The organism is Hyphomicrobium sp., from assembly GCF_019753045.1.
Classification (GTDB): domain Bacteria; phylum Pseudomonadota; class Alphaproteobacteria; order Rhizobiales; family Hyphomicrobiaceae; genus Hyphomicrobium_B.
In genome coordinates this window covers 321159-340279 of the sequence record NZ_JAIELN010000005.1, presented here as the reverse complement: position 1 = coordinate 340279, position 19121 = coordinate 321159, and the positions used below count along the sequence as shown (strand labels likewise).

Below are 19121 nucleotides of genomic sequence, written 5' to 3'. Positions count from 1 at the left end.
CAAATTATGTGCCACCGCTGCGAATGACAACTAACCCCCTGACCGATTTCAAGCAATTTTCGATGTCGCGAGCCGGCGAAGGGCCTCGCGTTTGGAACTCTGCCGAACTCCTAGGCCATCAGCGGCACAGATGCCGAAATTTAAGGCAGCACTCCCGCGCAACGTCCTTCTTCAAATGCGGCGGCGGGAGCGCAGACCGGGGAGCGGCGATAAGGCGCCGATCATTTTTTATGATGATCATCATATAACGGCGGGTGCGCGCAGGTGCTATGGGTTGACGCCGCCTGCGGATAGAATCGAACGCCAACGGACAATTGGAGATACGTCGATGATCTTGGGAATGGATACATTCACCTTCATACACGTCGCGCTGAGCCTCATCGCCATTGCGGCGGGCGTCATCGTCTTTCTGGGATTTGTTGCGGACGCCTCATGGCCCGGGTTGACGGCTGTCTTTCTGCTGACGACGGTTTTGACCAGCGTAACCGGCTTCGGCTTTGCATTCACCCAGCTGCTCCCGTCGCATATCGTCGGGATCATATCGCTCGTTATCTTGGCGATAGCGCTTTACGCTCTTTACGGAGCCAACCTCCGAGGCGCATGGCGCTGGATCTACGTCGTGACGGCATCGACCGCGCTCTATCTCAACGTCTTCGTGCTCATCGTCCAACTCTTCCAGAAAGTTCCGGCCCTCCACGCGCTGGCTCCTACGATGGGCGATCCGCCGTTTATTGCAGCCCAAACCGTCGCATTGGTCGCGTTCCTCGTGCTTGGCTGGTTGGCCGTCCGCAATTTCCACCCCGGCGGAGGAGCGCCCGCAGTTGTGCGGCGCGCCATGTGATCTTTCGGTCGCCGCGTTGAACTTCCGTCCGTCTTCCGCTCTGGGGGGCGTTGCGTTATAACCAAGACGTAACTAAACGGGTTTCCTGGATGTCCGCCGCGAACCGCAGTTGAAAATAGACGATCGTCGATGCATCGTTACGTCAATCTTCTGATCGTTCTTGCGTTCGCGGTGCGCAGCTTTTTGCCTGTGGGCTTCATGCTTGCGGCAACGACTGCCCACGGCGGACCGGTCGAGATCGTCATCTGCACCGGCCACGGCCCGCAAAATTTGATCCTGGACGATAAGGGCGTTCCGCAGCCCGCCAAGCCGCCGATAGCGGATAACAGCACATGCCCGTATGCACCGGTCGGCGCCGTTGCGGTCAATCACGAAACGCTGCATCTGCTTTCGCATACCGTACGCTACGCCTCGGTCACCTACGCGATCGCGACCGAGATCTTCCGCGCCACTCCAAAGCCCGGAGCGCAATCCGCGCGTGGTCCCCCGTCCTCACTGACCTGAAGCCTTTCGGCATTTCTGACGAGTAGCGCCGCGACGAGCCTCGAGCCGCCGCAGCCCGCGATCTCGCCAGCCTCAGATCAGTTGGGAATTTTGCAAATGCAACTATTCGCGCCTCGCGCCTGGGCGACGCCTCGCCTAAAACGCATCGCCGTCGCGTCGGCGGCAATTGCATGCGTCGTAAGCTTCAGCGAACACGCACGCGCCGATCACGCTACGGCTGCACACACAATCGATTTGCCGGACGTGACTGTGCAGCAGGCCGCGCCTGCTGCACGACCGGCCACTGCTGAAAAGCCAAAAGCGAAAACGCGACCGAAGCCGGGAACCGCGACAGCCAAAGCGCCGAACGCCGCGAATCCGCCGTCCACCACCGCGCCGGAGATCGCCGTTACATCGCCGCCGTCTGACATGAGTCCGGCTCCCGCGACCGGCAATCCCGGCACGCCGTCCGCCAGTGTCGCAAGCGTGCCTGGCGCATCCGGTGCTGGCGCTCAAGCCGCTGCTGCCGTGGACATGACGCGCTTCGAGGACGCGCCGGTCTTTTCGGCGGCCGACATTCTGCGCGAAGTTCCCGGTGTCTCGCTGAAACAAGGCAACGGCCCGCGCGACATGGGCATCTCGATCCGCGGATCGAACGCCAGGAACGGCTTCGGCATCCGCAACATCGTCATCTTGGATGACGGATTTCCGGTTACGCAGCCGGACGGGCTTTCACGCAGCGACTTGATCGACCCCCACGCCTACGCCGGTGTCGACGTCTGGCGCGGACCATCGTCCGCGCTCTTCGGAAACTACGCGACCGGCGGCGCGATCAACTTCCGCACTTTCCCCGGCGGCGCCATAGACGGTGTCGAGTACGGCATCGACGTCGGCGGCTTCAATTACCTCAACAACTACGCGATCGGCGGCAAACGCGGCGAGAACTGGGAAGCGTCGGTCTTCACGAGCGACGTGCGCGGAGACGGCTACTTCGGCTACAGCGCCTTCGATACGCAGACCGTCAACGCGCTCATGACGTGGAAGCCGTCCGCGACCGACACGTTCACCTTCAAGTTCATCAACAACACGATTGAAACGGAATTGCCGTTCCGGATGTCGCTTAATCAGTTCAAGCAGAACCCGTTTCAGAAGGGTTGCGCGACGGCGGCAAATGCGGCGCCGGGTTGCGCGATAACCATTTACTCTGCGACCGGCGATACGGCCTTGGTCAATGGTGCTCTTCAGCCCGGAGCAGTCCGGCAGACCGCCGAACAGGCGGGTGCCAACCGCGACGACCGTCGAACGATTGGAGGCTTCCGCTGGGAACACGCCTTCGACGCAGCAACGACGGGGCAAGTGCAAGTCGTCGTCGACGACCGCAACGTCAGCCAGCCGACCGGAACGACGAGCGGGGTCGGCGATTATCTTTCCTATAATGTCAGCACGGGACTCACCAATCGATCCGTGTTTGCCGGACTGCCGACGCTTTCCTACCTCGGCGCTTATTGGAATTATCTGCCCGTCGACGGCAAAACCTACAACGTCGCCCCAGGCGGCAATGCAAGATTGGGTTTGCTCCAGTCCGAGATCACCGGATCGACAACGAACTTCGGCGTGCGTGCACGCGAGGAAGTACACATTGCGAGCGACGTCGCCGTCATCGCAGGCGCTTCCGTCGAGCGGACAAATCTCGACGGCGGACAAACGAGCTTCAAGTACAACACCAACGGCAATCTAACGAGCACGACGATCTATTCAGCCGACCGCCAGATGACGAACATCGCGCCTGAAGTCGGCATCCTCTACACACCGTCGCGCGAATGGCAATGGCGCGCGCGCGTCGGCACCGGCTACGGCACACCTCAGTTCTCGAATTTGTTCATCAATTCCGAAGGACAGCCTGGCAACAACACGGATCTCAAATCGCAACGGAACGTCGGCTTCGACGTCGGCGGCGATTGGACGCCAGCGCCGGGCGTGACCTTCAGCGTAACCGGCTTCTACGAGTTCTTCCAAAATGAACTCGTTTCGCAGTCTGCCGGTCCTGGCACGCAGAATTTCACGTTTAACGCTCCGGCATCCGAGCATCGCGGCGTCGAAGTGGCTGCGGATTTCGCGCTTGCCGACGGCTTGAGATTGACCGCCTCTTACATCCACAACGACCAATATTACACCGATTATGCCGAGATGCTTTCGGGTGCGACCAAAGCTGAGAGCCGCGACGGCAACAGAATTCCAGGCGTCTCGCCGAACGAGTTCACGGCGCGCCTGAGCTACGATCTGCCGGTTGGGCCATTCAAAGGTATCGGTGCGTTTGCGGAATACGAATGGCACGACGGTTTCTTCATGGAGAACGCCAATCTCTTGAAAGCTCCGGGCTACCAGCTCGTCAATCTGAACGTCCACTATAACAAGGAGTTCAGCAGCGGTCCGGTGCGGTCGCTGATGACTTATTTCGAGATCCGGAACCTATTCGACGAAACGTACATCTCATCTGCGAACAACATCACTGATCGCGTCGACTCGACGGCAACCACTTTGGCTGAAACGGGTACAAACTCGATCTACGCAGGTGCGCCACGCACGTTCTTCACCGGCATGAAAGTGAGGTTTTGAGTCATGCGCGTCCATACTCAAATGGCGATTTTATTGCTCGCAGCGATCATGCCCGGATCGGGTGCCGCAGTCGCACACGACGCGACCGCGCATCATGGCGCGCCCGCAGCCTGCGACACGACGGCGCTCGCATGCGCCAGCGTCGCAACGGGAGCCTTTGGCCCGGACGGAAAATTATGGGTGACGTGGATCGCGGGCGGCCGCGTCTCGGTAGGAAGTTCAGCGGATCTCGGCAAGACATTCGCCGATCAGGTGACGCTGCCAAAAACGGATTTGCCGCTCGATGAAGGGCCCGATGCCCGCCCGAAGATCGCTATCGGGCAAGCCGGCCGAGTGGTTGTCACGTATGCGTCGCGCGATGAAAAATACAATGGTCACGCTTTCATCGTGCGATCGAGCGACGACGGAAAGACGTTCTCAGATCCGCAGCCGATTACGTCGGACTCTCCGAGCCAGCGCTTCGAGACAGCGGAGCTCGATCAGGATGGTCGCGCGTTCGTCGCCTGGATCGACAAGCGCAACGTGGCGAAAGCAAAGAAGGACGGCAAAGACTACGCAGGTGCCGCGCTCGCCTTTGCATGGGACGATCGGCCGGGCGGAACGCTTCAAGCGGCAACCATCGCGCGTGACAATTCCTGCGAATGCTGCCGCATCGGCGTCGCGTTCGCGGGGCCGGGGAGGCCGGTCGTTCTCTTTCGCAATATTTTCGACGGCGGCATTCGCGATCACGCCGTCATCACCTTTGCGGATCCGAAGACGCCAGGTCCGCTCTACCGGGTGAGCGACGACGATGCGAAGATCGATGCCTGCCCCCATCAAGGCCCGAGCCTCGCGATCGGCCCGGACGGCGTCTACCATGCGACGTGGTTCGCGCTCGGACGCAAATTGAAGGGCCTCTACTACGCCCACTCGAACGACGGCGGAAAAACGTTTTCGGAGCCGATGCGCCTCGGCGATCCGAACGCGCAGACGTCGCGGCCCTATGTCCTGGCCACGCACGGCGTTGTCTATCTCGCCTACAAGTCTTTCGACGGCGCCATGACGACGATCGATCTCATCACGTCACATGATTCCGGAAAAACATGGAGCACGCCTCGCAGCATAGCGATGACGCACGACGCGTCGGATCATCCGCTTCTGATAGCAAGTCCGGCAGGCGCGTACCTGTCGTGGCTGACGCTGCAGGATGGATATCGCCTCATCCCCTTGGAGCCCCAATCATGAGGCTTGCTGTCATACTTCTCGCCCTGTTCATCGCCGCGATGCCGATTGCAGGTTCAGCGGCGAGCGCGCAAGCCGCCCCGCAAGCTGCCCTTCCGTTCGAGGCCGAAAGTTTGAAGCAAATCCTGGACGCCCATAAGGGCCGTCCACTCATCGTCCACTTTTGGGGACTGACCTGCAGCAATTGCATGGCTGAGCTGACGGGCTGGGGCGCGTTCACGCGCGCCCACCCCGATGCCACGCTTGTCCTTGTGAATTGGGACCAACGTGGAGCCCGGCCGGCTGAAATCGGCCCCGCACTTCAGAAAGCAGGTCTCGGCTCAGTGTCGAGCTTCGCTCTCGGCAGTGGGTTCGAAGAAAGGCTGAGGTTCGCCGTCGGCCCAGACTGGATGGGTGAGCTGCCCTACACACGTCTCATCGCGGGCGACGGGTCGGTTAAGGCGTTCTCCGGGCCTGCGGATTTCGAGCAACTCGGATCGTGGCTCGCGAAGCAATCGCAATGACCCGCAACAACGAGATAACGAGAGCAACTTGCCAGCGGACGTTTTGACGCGGATGATAATACCGTGTGGCGTATCGCGATTCGTGAGCGTGCTCACAGGGAGAAATAAAAATGGATCTCCAAGCACTGATCGTCTGGTTGATCATCGGCGCGATTGCCGGTTGGCTGGCTGGGCAAATAATGAGTGGCGGTGGCTTCGGCTTAGTCGGAGACATTATCGTCGGTATCATCGGTGCGTTCATTGCCGGCTGGCTGTTCCCATATCTTGGGCTTCATCTAGGTGCCGGCATCATTGGTGAGATCATCGCTGCGGCCATCGGAGCGATCATTTTGCTGTTCGTCGCGCGATTGGTACGACGAGCGTAGCGGCGCGGATCCAATGAATGTTTAGACGGGCTGTCGGCGGCGACGGTGACGGCCCGTTGTTGTTTGTGCTGTTCCCGCCGCGCTGTCGCAGGTGTCACCATAAATAGATGCTTGTGCAAACATCATATTGCGAAGTTGCATCTCGGCGTGAACGTGCGTAGGGGTTGTGCGAATCGCGACGCAGGGTGAGCGGCGGAGTAATGCCTAAGGTACCAATTTCCTGTTTCATCATCGCCAAGAACGAGGGCGACCGTATCGCCCAAACCATACGATCCTTGCGCCCGTGGGCGAACGAAGTCGTGGTGATCGACAGCGAAAGCACGGACAATACGGTGAGCGTCGCGCTTGCCGAAGGATGCAGGGTCATTACGCAGCCGTGGCTGGGATTTGGTGCGCAAAAGCGCTTCGGCGAAGACCAATGCCGCAATGACTGGGTCTTCAATATAGACGCCGACGAAGTGGTCACGCCGGAACTCGCGCAGGAAATCATCGCCACATTCAAGAACGGCAACCCGAAACTCGTGGCTTACGGACTACCGATCGATTTGGTGTATCCGGGGGCGGAGGCGCCGCGGCCGTTGGCGCGGGATCATTGGTATGTGAGGCTCTACAACCGGCGGTTCATCAGGTTCAGGAATTCGAACGTTCATGATGCGGTCGTGACCGACGGTGTCGAGGTGGGCGCGCTCAAATCCCCCATCTATCATTATTCGATGCGCTCTTTTGCCGATATGAAGCGCAAGCTCGACGAGCGTACATGGCTGATGGTCGAAAATGCCGGATCGACCTCTCAGGGCATGCTCGCATCGCGTTTGATCGTCGAGCTGCCGATGAATTTTTTCAAATATTACATCGTCAGGCGCCACTGGACCGGCGGTCTCGTGGGCCTGAGATACGCATCGATCCAGGCGGGCTTCAGATTTCTTAAAATCTACCGCGTCTGGCGGTCGGACAGAACGAAGACGTCGGCGCGGGATGTGACGGCCTGACGGTTGGAGCGCTGAATTAACGCGCGAATTCCTCCGGCAGAAGCCGGGATCGACGCGAAGAGGGGTCTTTCATCCGGCGGCCGTTTACGAGTATAGACTAGCCACCTTTGGCCCCGTAGCTCAGCTGGATAGAGCGCGAACCTTCTAAGTTCGATGTCGCAGGTTCGAATCCTGCCGGGGTCGCCAATCACTTCGTCATTTGCGCTGGCCGTGATTGCGCGCGTTTCCGCCGCCCTTGACGGCGAGTTGCTTTGCGCCCCAACTTCACCCCGCTTGGGTAATCGCGGTGCGGGCAGCCGACGCCGGCGGCGGGAGGGTGACTGTCCATGACGGTCAATTCAGACGACGATTTCATCAGAAAAGTCGAGCGCGCCTATCAGGGCGAAGTCTACGGCGAAGCGCTTTATAGCGGCATCGCCGACGTGATGGACGATCCGGCCCGCGCCGAGAAATGGCGCGTTTTGACCGAGCTCGAAGTGGTGACGAAGGCCCGTATGCGCGACCTCGTCGCCAAACTCGGCGGCGACCCGCGCGAGAGCGAGGCCTTCCGTCAAAAGGGCGCCGATCACGTTCACAAATATGCCAGCATGCCGTGGACCGATTTCATGACAGTCTTCAGCCGCGAGCTTGATCCAATCATCGAGCGCTACGCCGCCCTCGAAGAGCGATGCGCTCCGGAAGACGTTGAAACACTGCGGTTCTTGACGGAGCACGAAGTCGTGACCAAGACCTTCTGCGACTTGGAATTGGCGGGCAGGTCCGACATATCCATTGAGCCGACGCGCGAGCTGATCGCCAAGATGCGCGCGGCCTAGAACGGGCGGTACGCGGCAGCAAGGCCTTCGGCGTCCTGAAGCAACGTGTCGAAGCGTGTCGCAATTAGCAAAGTTTGCGTCTTCTGCGGCAGCACGGAAATCTCGCTCACCGCCTAACTAACGCAAGCATCTCGACAAATGGTCGCCTAGCACACGCGTTGCGTGATGCCAGTGGGGAGTGTGGATGAGGAAAGATTACTCTTCCTGGTCGCTTTTCACGAAGGGCCTCAGGCACAATGAGGGCTGGGATCCGGCGTGGCGGAGCGCCGAGCCGAAACCATCCTACGACGTCGTCATAGTTGGCGCGGGCGGCCACGGCTTGGCGACGGCTTACTACCTCGCGAAGGACCACGGCGTTCGCAATATTGCGGTGCTCGAGAAGGGCTACCTCGGAGGCGGCAACACCGCGCGCAATACGACGATCGTCCGTTCCAACTATCTTTGGGACGAAGCGGCCCTGCTCTACGAGCACGCTCTGAAGCTTTGGGAAGGCCTGACTGAAGATCTGAACTTCAACGTCATGTTCAGCCAGCGGGGCGTATTCAACCTCGGACATACGCTGCAGGACATGCGCGATATCGAACGCCGCGTGAATGCCAACAACCTCGACGGCATCGACGCGATGGTCCTCGACGCCGCCGAGGTGAAGCGCCGTATCCCGATCCTCGACACATCGAAGTCGGCGCGATATCCGGTCCTCGGCGCAAGCTTTCAACCGCGCGGCGGCGTCGCTCGCCATGACGCCGTTGCATGGGGCTTTGCGCGCGCTGCAAGCAAATACGGCGTCGACATCATCGAGAATTGCGAAGTCATTGGAATGGACATCGCGAACGGACGTATCGCGGGACTTGAGACGACGCGCGGCACGATCAGAAGCGAGCGCGTCGGCTGCGTTGCTTCAGGGCATTCGTCCGTCCTCGCAAAGATGGCTGGCATTCGTATGCCGATCGAGAGTCATCCGCTGCAAGCATTCGTATCGGAATCGATGAAGCCCGTCCTCGATACCGTCGTCATGTCGAATGCGGTGCACGGCTATGCAAGTCAGTCGGACAAGGGCGAACTCGTCATCGGTGCGGGCATCGATCATTACACGAGCTATACGCAGCGCGGCAGCCCGCACATCATCGAACATACGGCCGCTGCCATCATCGAGCTCTTTCCGATGTTTTCGCGCGTGCGCATGAACCGGCAATGGGGCGGCATCGTCGACACGACGCCCGACGCGTGTCCGATCATCAGCAAGACCAAGGTCAAAGGCCTCTACTTCAACTGCGGTTGGGGAACGGGCGGCTTCAAGGCAACGCCGGGATCGGGGAACGTCTTCGCCCATACGATTGCGCACGATGATCCGCATCCGCTCAACCGTGCGTTCGATCTTGCACGCTTCTCGACAGGGCATCTTATCGATGAGCACGGCGCAGCAGGCGTCGCTCACTAATTCAGGACCGCACGATGTTTGTGTTGTTTTGCCCGCACTGCGGCGAAAAACGGGAAGAGGAAGAATTCGGATACGGCGGCGAGGCGTTCATTCCGCGCCCCGCAACCCCCGAAGCGCTCGATGACGAAGCCTGGGGCGACTATCTCTTCATGCGCAAAAATCCCAAGGGCTGGCATTGGGAAATGTGGTCGCACAACACGGGATGCCGCAAGTTCTTCGTCGTGAAGCGCAACACCGCAACGAACGCCATTGCCGGATCGTGGACGCTGGCCGAAGGCCGCAAGGCCTATGATGCGGAGGGCGGCTCGACGTGACCAATCATCGGGTCCGCCGCCCTGGCGTGCGGGTAGATTTCGACAAGCCGCTGACGTTCTCCTTCGATGGCCAGGCTTACGATGGCTTCGCAGGCGATACGCTTGCCTCGGCCCTGCTGGCGAACGGCGTGCGAATGCTTGCCCGCAGCTTCAAGTATGGCCGACCGCGCGGCATCGTCGGCATTGGGCCGGAAGAGCCGAACGCGCTGATGCAGATCGAAACCGGCGCGCATACCATACCCAATCTCAAGGCGACGCAGGTCGAGCTTTACGACGGGCTCGTCGCGCGCCGGACGACAGGCTGGCCGACACTCGAATTCGATCTGAAAAGCGTCGGCGGATTGTTTTCGCGGTTCATGCCGGCGGGCTTCTACTACAAGACGTTTCAAAACCAGAAGCTCTGGCCGAAGTTCGAGCACATCATCAGGCAGGCCGCGGGCTATGGCAGCGCGCCGTCGGAACCGGACCCCGAAACGTACGATCACAGCCATCGGCACGCACAAGTCGTCATCGTCGGCGGAGGTGCGTCTGGATTGTTAGCCGCTCTGCTGGCCGGACGCGCCGGGCTGAAGGTTGTCCTTCTCGACGAGCAGAACGAGTGTGGCGGCTGGCTTCTGTCGTCGCCGCAAAGCGTCATCGGTGGGGAACAGGCACGCGCGTGGCTGAAGTCTGCAGTCGGCGAACTGCAAAGCATGCCGAACGTGCAAGTGCTGACGCGCACGAGCGCCTTCGCGCTCCACGACATGAATTTGGTGCTCGCCGTCGAGCAGCTTCAGGATCATCTGCCGATAGCCGATCGCGTCGCCCATCAGCCGCGCCAGAGACTGCACCGCATTCGCGCTGAGCGTGTCGTATTGGCGACGGGCGCGATCGAGCGGCCACTGGTGTTCGGCAACAACGATGTTCCGGGCATCATGACGGCGTCGGCGCTGACGACGTACCTCAATCGCTACGGGGTCGCGGTCGGCAAACGCGTTCTTCTGCAAACGAGCAACGATCACGCCTATCAGGGTTCCGCTGATCTCGCGCGCGCTGGCTGCGAAGTCGTGCTTGCCGATACGCGCACGCGCATAAATCCGGCTTGGGAAAAACGTGTGCGTGCCGCCGGTGTCGATGTCAGAACAGGCTTCGGCATCGCCTTTGCGCGGGGACGGCGCGCAGTCACCGGCGCGCAGCTGGTGAAGCTCGACGCACAACGCAATGCCATTGTCGCCAGCGGCCCATCTATCGACTGTGATGCGCTGGGAAGTTCAGGCGGCTTATCGCCAACGGTCCATCTCTACTGCCATGACGGCGGCCGGCCCCATTGGGACGAAGAGAGATTGGCATTCGTCGTGCCCGAAGCGGGCCGCGCGAAATCCGGCATCTACGCAGTCGGGGCAGTGACCGGCGAATTCGGCTTGCAGAACGCGCTTGAGCAGACCGTGCGCGTAATGCGCGACGTGCTCGGATCGCTTGGCAAGTCCACGCCCACCTCGTCGGACAATTTAGGTACGGATGAACCGGAGGCGACCCCGGCGCGGCGCATCTTCCGAGTGCCGGACGGCCGAGCCGAGGGGCACGGCAAGAAAGCCTTCGTCGACTTCCAGAACGACGTTTCGGCCGCCGACATCCATTTGGCAGTGCGCGAGAACTATCGATCGATCGAACATATCAAGCGCTATACGGCGCTGGGGTTCGGAACGGATCAAGGCAAGCTCTCCAACGTCAACGGCTTCGCTATCGCAGCCCACGCGCTTGGCAGAAGCATCCCGGAAGTCGGCACGACCACGTATCGCCCGGCCTATTCGCCCGTCACGTTCGGCACGCTCGCCGGGGCCCACGCGGGCGACACCTTCGAGCCGCGGCGCTATTCGCCGATGCATGCAGCTCACATTGCGCGCGGGGCCGAGTTCGAGCCGGTCGGGCAGTGGTTGCGCCCCTGGTATTTTCCAAAGACGGGCGAAGATATGCACGCGGCGGTGCGTCGTGAATGCCTCGCGGCGCGGCGCGGCGTCGGCATCATGGACGCCTCCACGCTTGGCAAAATCGATCTTCGCGGCAAGGACGTTCGCGAATTCCTCAACCGTGTCTACGCCAACGCCTGGACCCAGCTTGCGCCCGGCAAATGCCGCTACGGTTTGATGCTCGATGAGAACGGTATGGTGATGGACGACGGCGTGACCGCGTGCATCGCCGATAATCACTTCGTCATGACGACGACGACAGGCGGCGCCGCGCGCGTGATGACGTGGCTCGAGAAGTGGCATCAGACCGAATGGCCGGATCTCGATGTCTACATGACGTCGGTGACAGATCATTGGGCGACTGCCGCCGTCGTCGGACCGAAGAGCCGGCAAGTCCTGGCGAAGATCTGCAGCGACATCGACCTGTCGCCGTCGGCATTCAAATTCATGGATTGGCGCGAGGGAACAGTCGCCGGCGTTCCTGCGCGCGTGTTCCGCATCAGCTTTTCTGGCGAACTCGCCTTCGAGGTCAACGTCGACGCAAATTACGGCCACCACGTCTGGGAAGCGCTGATGGAAGCGGGCCGTGAGTTCGACATCACGCCCTACGGCACCGAGACGATGCACGTCCTGCGCGCCGAAAAGGGCTTCATCATCGTCGGTCAGGACACGGACGGATCGATGACGCCGCTCGATCTCGATATGGCGTGGGCCGTCGGCATGAAGAAGCCATTCAGCTTCATCGGCAAGAGATCGTTTGCGCGCAGCGATACGGCCGGTCCCAATCGCAAGCAACTCGTTGGTCTGTTGACCGACGATCCTCAAGTTGTGCTCGCCGAAGGCGCTCAGATCATCGAGCGCGCCGATGCCAAGCCGCCGGCCGCGATGCTCGGCCACGTCACGTCGAGCTATTACAGTCCCGAACTTGACCGCTCGATTGCGCTGGCGGTGGTCCGCGACGGCATCGCCCGGAGGAGCGAAGACGGACGCAAATCCGGACGGGACGTGCTCTACGCCTACGCTGGCGGCAAAGCACACAAGGTGACGGTCGTTTCTCCTGTTTTCGTCGACCCGAAAGGAGATCGGCAGAATGTCTGAGCCAACCATGCGGTCGCCGCTCCATTCGTTCGGTCTAAGCGAGCAGGCAAAGCCCATCGACGGCAGTTGCGGCGTCTGGGCTAACGAACTTCGGCACCTTGGATACATCAGTCTTCGCGGCAACGGAGCCGATCCCGCCTTCGCCACCGCTGCATCGACAGCTATCGGCGTTTCGCTTCCGCTCCGGCCATGCACATTCGCTTCATCGAACGGGAAAACGATTTTGTGGCTCTCGCCGGATGAGTGGATGATCGTCTGTCCGCGCGCTCAATTGTCCGCACTGTTGGGAAGTCTACGTCAAGCTCTGACGGACGTACGCAGCCAGGTCGTCGACAACTCCGGCGGCTACACGCAAGTCATTATCGAAGGCCGGAACGCCCTTGATGTTCTGCAGCACGTGAGCGTCTACGATTTTGCAAGCATGGAACCGGGCCGCGTCGTCGGCACGACATTCGGCAAGTCTTCGGTCTATGCATTCCGCCAGGGCAATGGCTACCGCCTCGTGCTCCGGCGCAGCTTCGCCGACTACATCTGGCGCTACCTCGTGCGCGCTGCCATCCCCTACGGATTGGGGATTGCTGACCTCGCCGGCAGCCCGCTCCCTGAAGAGGGAGTGCCGATATAATGCGCTACCCGTCGATCTTCACGCCGATCAAGCTCAACCAATTGACGCTGCCGAACCGCATCTACTCCACGGCGCACGCCGAGGTTTACGCGGAAGCTGGCGGCATGCCGGGCGATCGCTACATTCGCTATTACGAAGAGAAGGCGAAGGGCGGTCTCGGCATGGCGATCTGCGGCGGTTCGAGCCCCGTGTCGATCGATGTTCCGCAAGGCTCGTGGCGGCCCGTCAACCTGACGACCGATCGCGTCATCGAACCCATGGCTCGGCTCGCGGAAACGGTCCATCACCATGGCATGAAGATCATGATCCAGGCGACGCATATGGGTCGCCGCTCGGTTTATGCCGGGGATCCGTGGCCGCATCTCTCTTCGCCATCGGGCGTACGCGAGTTCGTCCACCGCGGCAATTCAAAGGCCATCGAGATCGAAGATATCCGTCGCATCATCGGCGATTTCGCGGCCGCCGCGAAGCGCGTGCAAGCATCGGGTTTCGACGGCATCGAAATCTCAGCCGCCCATCAACAGTTGATCGACCAGTTCTGGTCTCCGCGCTCGAACATGCGCACGGACGAATGGGGCGGCAGCCTTGAGAACCGCATGCGGTTCGGCTTGGAGGTGCTGACCGCCGTGCGCGAAGCCGTCGGCCGCGACTTCTGCGTCGGACTGCGGATGTGCGCCGATGAGTTCCATGAGGACGGACTTGATCACGAAGTCCTGAAAGAGATCGCGCAGCGCATGTCCGAGACACGCATGATCGATTTCATCAGCGTGATCGGTTCGGGCGCGGATACGCATAACACGCTGGCGAATTGCATGCCGCCGATGGCGCTGCCGCCCGAGCCGTTCGTGCATCTTGCCGCCGGAATCAAGTCCGTTGTCGACGTGCCGGTGCTTCATGCCCAAGGCATCCGCGACATCACACAGGCGGAGCGCATCCTCGCGAACGGGCTCGTCGATATGGTCGGCATGACCCGCGCGCACATCGCCGATCCGCACATCATGAAGAAGGTGCGCGAAGGACGCGAGGACCAGATCCGCCAGTGCGTCGGCGCTAACTATTGCATCGATCGGATGTATTCAGGCTCTGACACGCTTTGCGTCCAGAACGCAGCGACCTCGCGTGAAGCGACGATGCCCCACGTCATTACGCCGGACAAAGGCGCCAGAAAAAGGCGCGTGGTCGTTGTCGGCGGCGGCCCCGCCGGGCTCGAGGCTGCGCGCGTATCGCGATCGCGGGGCCATGACGTCATTCTATTCGAGCGCAATTCGGCGGTCGGTGGCCAGATCAACCTCGCAGCGAAGGCGCCGCAGCGCGAGCAGATGGCGGGCATCGTCCGCTGGTTCGATATCGAAACAAAACGTTTGGGCGTGGACCGGCGATTGGAAACGGAAGCGACGGCCGAGATGGTGCTGAGCGAGCGGCCCGACATCGTCGTTCTCGCGACGGGCGGCCGAAGCTTCACCGATCAGGTCGCGAACTGGGGCGCGAAAGACGGCCTATCCGTCAGCTCGTGGGACATCCTTTCGGAGAAAGTGGCGCCCGCAGAGAACGTGCTGATTTACGACGGCATCAGCGCGCATGCGGGGTTCGGCACCGCGGATTTTCTCGCAAGCCGCGGCGCCACCGTCGAGATCGTGACGCCGGATACGAAGGTTTCCGATGACGTGGGCGGCACGACATTCCCGATCTTCTACCGGCGCCTCTACGCACAAGGCATCATTCCGACGCCGAATTTCTGGCTCGATCGCGTCTACGCGGAAGGCAACAAGAAGGTCGCTGTGCTGCGGAACGAATATACGGACGAACTCGAAGAGCGCGTCGTCGATCAGGTCGTTATCGAAAACGGCATCACGCCGAACACAGAGCTTTACGCATCACTGAAGGATCGCTCTCTCAATCGCGGGCAGGTCGATCTCGCATCGCTCTATGCCGCTCAACCGCAACCCGCGCTTCAGGAAGCGACGGACGGCGAGCGCTTCCTTCTCTTCCGCGTCGGCGATTGCGTTTCGATGCACAACATTCACGCTGCCATCTACGACTCGCTCCGGCTGTGTAAGGATTTCTGATCGTGTCCGTTGCGGTTGCCGTCACGGTACTCTTTTGGGTGTCTGTCGCGACGTTGGCGATAGGTCTGGCGCGCCGGGCGAGACTGTGGCGATCGGGCCGGGAAGCGACGGTCGAATGGACGGGCCTCTTGGCCGTACCCAAACGTTACTTCGTCGATCTGCATCATGTCGTCGCCCGCGATCCTTACATCGCGAACACGCACATCGCGACGGCGGGTGGTGCATTCGCGGCGCTGGTGCTCGTGGCGATCAACTACGGCCTCGGACTTTATGCGCCGGTATTGGACTGGGCCATTCTGCTCGCCGCAGCCGTCATGCTGACGGGCGTATATTTCGTCTGGATGAGACGGCGTCATCCACCTCTGAGACTGTCCCGAGGCGCGTGGAACAGGTTGCCTTATACGTTGGCTGCTTTCGCACTCGGACTTGCTCTTCTGACATTGGTCTCATCGCAGACGCTATCTGCTGGTATAGCGATCGCCGCACTCGCGCTTCTGCTTGCGGGATCAGCAGAACTTGCGCTCGGCATCGGCGCGGGCGGTCCGATGAAGCACGCAGTCGCAGGGCTTCTGCATCTCGCATTCCATCCGCGGCCCGAGCGCTTCGCGGGCGTGCGATCGACCGCACTCTCGCCGCTGGCATTGAGCAATAACGATTTCGGAACGCGCACGCCGTCAGACTTTCTATGGACGGAACTCTTGAGTTTCGACGCATGCGTGGAATGCGGAAAATGCGAGCAATCCTGCCCCGCCTTTGGGGCGGGCCAGCCGCTCAATCCGAAGAAGCTCATTCAAGATCTCGTCGCCGGACTATCTGGCTCGAACGATAGCGCCTATGCGGGAAGGCCGTATCCCGGCATCCCGATCGGATCGCATCGTGGGGCGCTTTCCGCCGCGATCATTCCGAAGCTGATTGAAGCCGAGACGGTGTGGTCCTGCACGACATGCCGGGCATGTGTCGAAGAGTGCCCGATGCTGATCGAGCACGTCGATGCGATTGTCGGCATGCGCCGCAGCCTTAATCTCACGCAGGGCGAGGTGCCCGGAACCGCGCCGGAAACGTTGTGTAATCTGCGCGAGACCGAAACCCAGGGCGGCCACGCGAGAACCGCGCGATATAACTGGGTCATCGATCTCGATGTGTCGGTGGCGGCACCCGGCAAGCCCGTCGATCTGTTGCTCATCGCGGGCGAAGGCGCATTCGACATGCGCTATCAGCGGACCCTCAGAGCGCTCGTCAAACTGCTGAAGGCCGCGAGAGTTGATTTCGCGATCCTCGGCGAGCGTGAGCGCGATACCGGCGACACCGCGCGCCGTCTCGGCGACGAGGCGACATTTCAGGCGTTGGCGAAACGGAATATCGAAACCTTCGCATCGCTCGATTTCAAACGCATCGTCACGTCCGACCCGCACGTGCTGCACAGCTTGCGCAACGAATACCCTGCGCTCGGTGGCAAATACACGGTCGTTCATCACACCGCGCTTCTTGCTGAGCTCGCCGAGCAAGGAAAGCTGCAGCTCGGAAAATCGGCTGAGGCGCGGGCGCTGACCTATCACGATCCCTGCTATCTCGGCCGCTATAACGGCGAGACGGAAGCCCCGCGGGCTCTCTTGCGAAAGCTCGGAATTGAAGTGCGCGAAATGCAGCGCTCAGGTCTGCGCGGCAGATGCTGTGGAGGCGGAGGCGGCGCGCCGCTGACGGATATTCCGGGCAAGCAACGCATTCCGGACATTCGAATGGCGGATGCACGCGACGCCGGAGCTGATGTCATCGCTGTCGCGTGCCCGCAATGCACGGCCATGCTGGAGGGCGTCGCCGGCGCGCGCGCCGAGGTGTTGGATATTGCCGAACTTGCCGCCGCCTCGCTGGAGGCTCGCGCATGAGCGATGTGAAACGTGTCAATCCGCGCCGGCCCTACCGAATGTCGCCCGCGGGTCTGCGCCGTATCGTGCTCGGAGAGATCGCATCCGCCGATCCGCATATCGGCGTGACGGCACATGAGGCGCAGCAGGCCAAACCGTTGCGCACGCGCGAGCCGGCGAAGCGCTGGCATATGGCCGTCGCCCATTCCGATCGCGGTCGCCTTGACGATCACGCGCGCGAAGCCATAGCGGCCGCGAGCATCCTTGCAACGGCGGACACGGGCATCGTCGCGGTGATCCTCGGCGAACTTCATGAGAACGCCGGAGAACTCGGCGCAGATAAGATTGTCGTTTTTCCCGACCTCGACGCCAGCCGATTTCAGCCGCAACGCGAAGAGGCGGTCGTCCATGCGCTGTTGGACGACTTCAAGCCCGCGCACGTCTTCATGCCCGACAATCTGCGAGGGGATGGCGACCTTGGTCGCCGATTGATCGCCAAGGACGAAGCCGTCGCGGCAACGCACGTGATCGAATTGGACGCGCGACACGTGTCGGTCGGCTGGTCCGGTGGCGCAGCGATTGCGAAAGCGCCATTGCCGCGGTTCGTGCTCCTCGCGCCCGGTGCGGTCGACGCGAAGCTGCCGTTCGTCGGCGCGGGTGAGCTTTTGCCGGCACCGAAACTGCCGAGCGTGGTCGAGGCTTACCGCGACCTCGGGCTCGAGCCGATGGAGACCGCAGACATTGCACTCGAAGAAGCGGACTTCATCGTCTCCGCCGGCAACGGCGTCGAGAACGTCGAAACGCTGGGCACGCTCGCGCGCACGCTCGGCGCTGCGGTGGGCGCGAGCCGCGTCGCAGTCGACGAAGGCAAATTCTCCCGCGACAAGCAGATCGGCGCATCGGGCAAGTCGGTGAACGCAACAACCTATTTCGCAATCGGCATTTCAGGAGCGGTTCAGCATCTGCAAGGCATCAAGGGCTGCCGTCACGTGATCGCGATCAATCGCGACGGCGGCGCACCCATCGTCAAGCGAGCCGACCTCACCGTCATCGGCGACGCCGAAGAACTCATGCAGGCGCTCATCACGCGGGTGTCGCAAGCGCGTGAGCAGGGCGAGGTCTCGAGGTCGAAGGATGAGTAATGCCTTCACAGTCGCGGTTCTGATCTCGGCCGGCCGGCATCCGGTGAGCGGAGCGCCGCGAGCTTGCCGCGGTGATGCGGTCGCGATGGCATTGGGCCGCCGGATGGCCGGTGATGGTGTTCGTGTCGTTCACGCCGGTGCCGCGGAAGAACCGTCGCTTCAGGACTATCTGGCGCTTGGCGCAGGCACGATTGAGGTTTTGCCGCTCGGTAACAGCGGGGATGCCGTCGCAGCGCTCGCCTCCCACCTGAAGAGCGTCGACGTTATCCTGACGGGAAGCAACGCGGAGTCGGGCGCTGGCAGCGGGCTGTTGCCATACGCGCTGGCACGGGCTCTCGCGCGCCCGGTCGTCGCCAACGTCCTCGAAGCACGCGTTCAAAAGACCGCTGTTGAGGGATGGGACGTCGAAATTCGACAGTTCCTGCCGAAGGGGCAACGGCGGCGGATCGGTTGCGCTTTGCCGCTCGTGATTGCCGTTCATCCGCTCGCGCCTGTTCAACTGAAATACGCTTATGCTCGGCGCGTCTCCGGCCGCATCGAACGATTTCCGGAAACGCCCGCAGAGACTTGCGTTGTGCAGCCCGGATGGACCGTAGAGACTGCGTCACGCCGTCCTATTCGGCTCAAAGCGCGGGAAACAAAGTCCGGACACGCACGAATGCAGGCGGCCGTCGTCGCCGAGGCGAAAGGTGGCGTTGTCGCTTTTGAAGGCTCAACCGTCGATAAAGCACAAGTGATGCTGAACTATCTGAGAGAACATCGGCTCGTCGATTTCTAGCATGCCCGTGCGAAGGGAG

At 61.3% G+C, this 19121-nt stretch carries 16 protein-coding genes and 1 tRNA gene; all 17 read left to right on the top strand.

Going from position 1 to position 19121, the window contains the following annotated elements:
• Window positions 1-328 precede the first annotated feature (328 nt).
• The 17 genes from K2Q04_RS06610 (at window position 329) to K2Q04_RS06530 (ending at window position 19102) form a co-directional block, all read left to right on the top strand.
• Entirely contained in the window at window positions 329-841 is a 513-nt protein-coding gene (locus tag K2Q04_RS06610; protein ID WP_291160915.1) for a hypothetical protein, read from the top strand.
• 129 nt (window positions 842-970) lie between these two features.
• Complete coding sequence (locus K2Q04_RS06605; RefSeq protein WP_291160912.1) at window positions 971-1345, top strand: DUF2946 family protein; 375 nt, start codon at window positions 971-973, stop codon at window positions 1343-1345.
• 96 nt (window positions 1346-1441) lie between these two features.
• Window positions 1442-3940: a TonB-dependent receptor gene (locus K2Q04_RS06600; RefSeq protein ID WP_291160910.1), complete on the top strand. Its 2499-nt coding sequence runs from the start codon at window positions 1442-1444 to the stop codon at window positions 3938-3940.
• A gap of 3 nt (window positions 3941-3943) precedes the next feature.
• Window positions 3944-5164: a sialidase family protein gene (locus K2Q04_RS06595; RefSeq protein WP_291160907.1), complete on the top strand. Its 1221-nt coding sequence runs from the start codon at window positions 3944-3946 to the stop codon at window positions 5162-5164.
• Complete coding sequence (locus K2Q04_RS06590) at window positions 5161-5664, top strand: hypothetical protein (protein ID WP_291160904.1); 504 nt, start codon at window positions 5161-5163, stop codon at window positions 5662-5664. The genes K2Q04_RS06595 and K2Q04_RS06590 overlap by 4 nt, the downstream gene beginning before the upstream one ends.
• A 110-nt stretch (window positions 5665-5774) precedes the next feature.
• A complete protein-coding gene (locus K2Q04_RS06585) occupies window positions 5775-6029 on the top strand; it encodes a GlsB/YeaQ/YmgE family stress response membrane protein (RefSeq protein WP_092866680.1) in 255 nt (84 codons plus the stop codon).
• 200 nt (window positions 6030-6229) lie between these two features.
• Complete coding sequence (locus K2Q04_RS06580) at window positions 6230-7018, top strand: glycosyltransferase family 2 protein (RefSeq protein ID WP_291160900.1); 789 nt, start codon at window positions 6230-6232, stop codon at window positions 7016-7018.
• A 109-nt stretch (window positions 7019-7127) separates the two neighbouring features.
• Window positions 7128-7204 (top strand) — tRNA-Arg (locus K2Q04_RS06575).
• A gap of 140 nt (window positions 7205-7344) precedes the next feature.
• On the top strand, window positions 7345-7833 hold the full coding sequence (locus K2Q04_RS06570; RefSeq protein ID WP_291160899.1) for a hypothetical protein: 489 nt from the start codon (window positions 7345-7347) through the stop codon (window positions 7831-7833).
• A 184-nt stretch (window positions 7834-8017) separates the two neighbouring features.
• Entirely contained in the window at window positions 8018-9271 is a 1254-nt protein-coding gene (locus K2Q04_RS06565) for a sarcosine oxidase subunit beta family protein (protein WP_291160898.1), read from the top strand.
• A gap of 14 nt (window positions 9272-9285) precedes the next feature.
• Window positions 9286-9585, top strand: a complete 300-nt coding sequence (locus K2Q04_RS06560; protein WP_092866668.1) for a sarcosine oxidase subunit delta — start codon at window positions 9286-9288, stop codon at window positions 9583-9585.
• Window positions 9582-12629: a sarcosine oxidase subunit alpha family protein gene (locus tag K2Q04_RS06555; protein WP_291160895.1), complete on the top strand. Its 3048-nt coding sequence runs from the start codon at window positions 9582-9584 to the stop codon at window positions 12627-12629. The genes K2Q04_RS06560 and K2Q04_RS06555 overlap by 4 nt, the downstream gene beginning before the upstream one ends.
• Window positions 12622-13254 (top strand): sarcosine oxidase subunit gamma, encoded by a 633-nt coding sequence (locus tag K2Q04_RS06550; RefSeq protein ID WP_291160892.1) that lies wholly within the window; start codon window positions 12622-12624, stop codon window positions 13252-13254. The genes K2Q04_RS06555 and K2Q04_RS06550 overlap by 8 nt, the downstream gene beginning before the upstream one ends.
• Window positions 13254-15320, top strand: coding sequence for an NADH:flavin oxidoreductase (locus K2Q04_RS06545; RefSeq protein ID WP_291160890.1), 2067 nt, complete (start codon window positions 13254-13256; stop codon window positions 15318-15320). Before K2Q04_RS06550 ends, K2Q04_RS06545 begins: the two co-directional genes overlap by 1 nt.
• Before the next feature lie 2 nt (window positions 15321-15322).
• Window positions 15323-17203, top strand: coding sequence for a (Fe-S)-binding protein (locus tag K2Q04_RS06540; RefSeq protein ID WP_291160887.1), 1881 nt, complete (start codon window positions 15323-15325; stop codon window positions 17201-17203).
• Window positions 17200-18324, top strand: a complete 1125-nt coding sequence (locus K2Q04_RS06535) for an electron transfer flavoprotein subunit alpha/FixB family protein (RefSeq protein WP_291160884.1) — start codon at window positions 17200-17202, stop codon at window positions 18322-18324. Before K2Q04_RS06540 ends, K2Q04_RS06535 begins: the two co-directional genes overlap by 4 nt.
• Window positions 18317-19102 (top strand): hypothetical protein, encoded by a 786-nt coding sequence (locus tag K2Q04_RS06530; RefSeq protein ID WP_291160883.1) that lies wholly within the window; start codon window positions 18317-18319, stop codon window positions 19100-19102. The genes K2Q04_RS06535 and K2Q04_RS06530 overlap by 8 nt, the downstream gene beginning before the upstream one ends.
• Window positions 19103-19121: the final 19 nt, after the last annotated feature.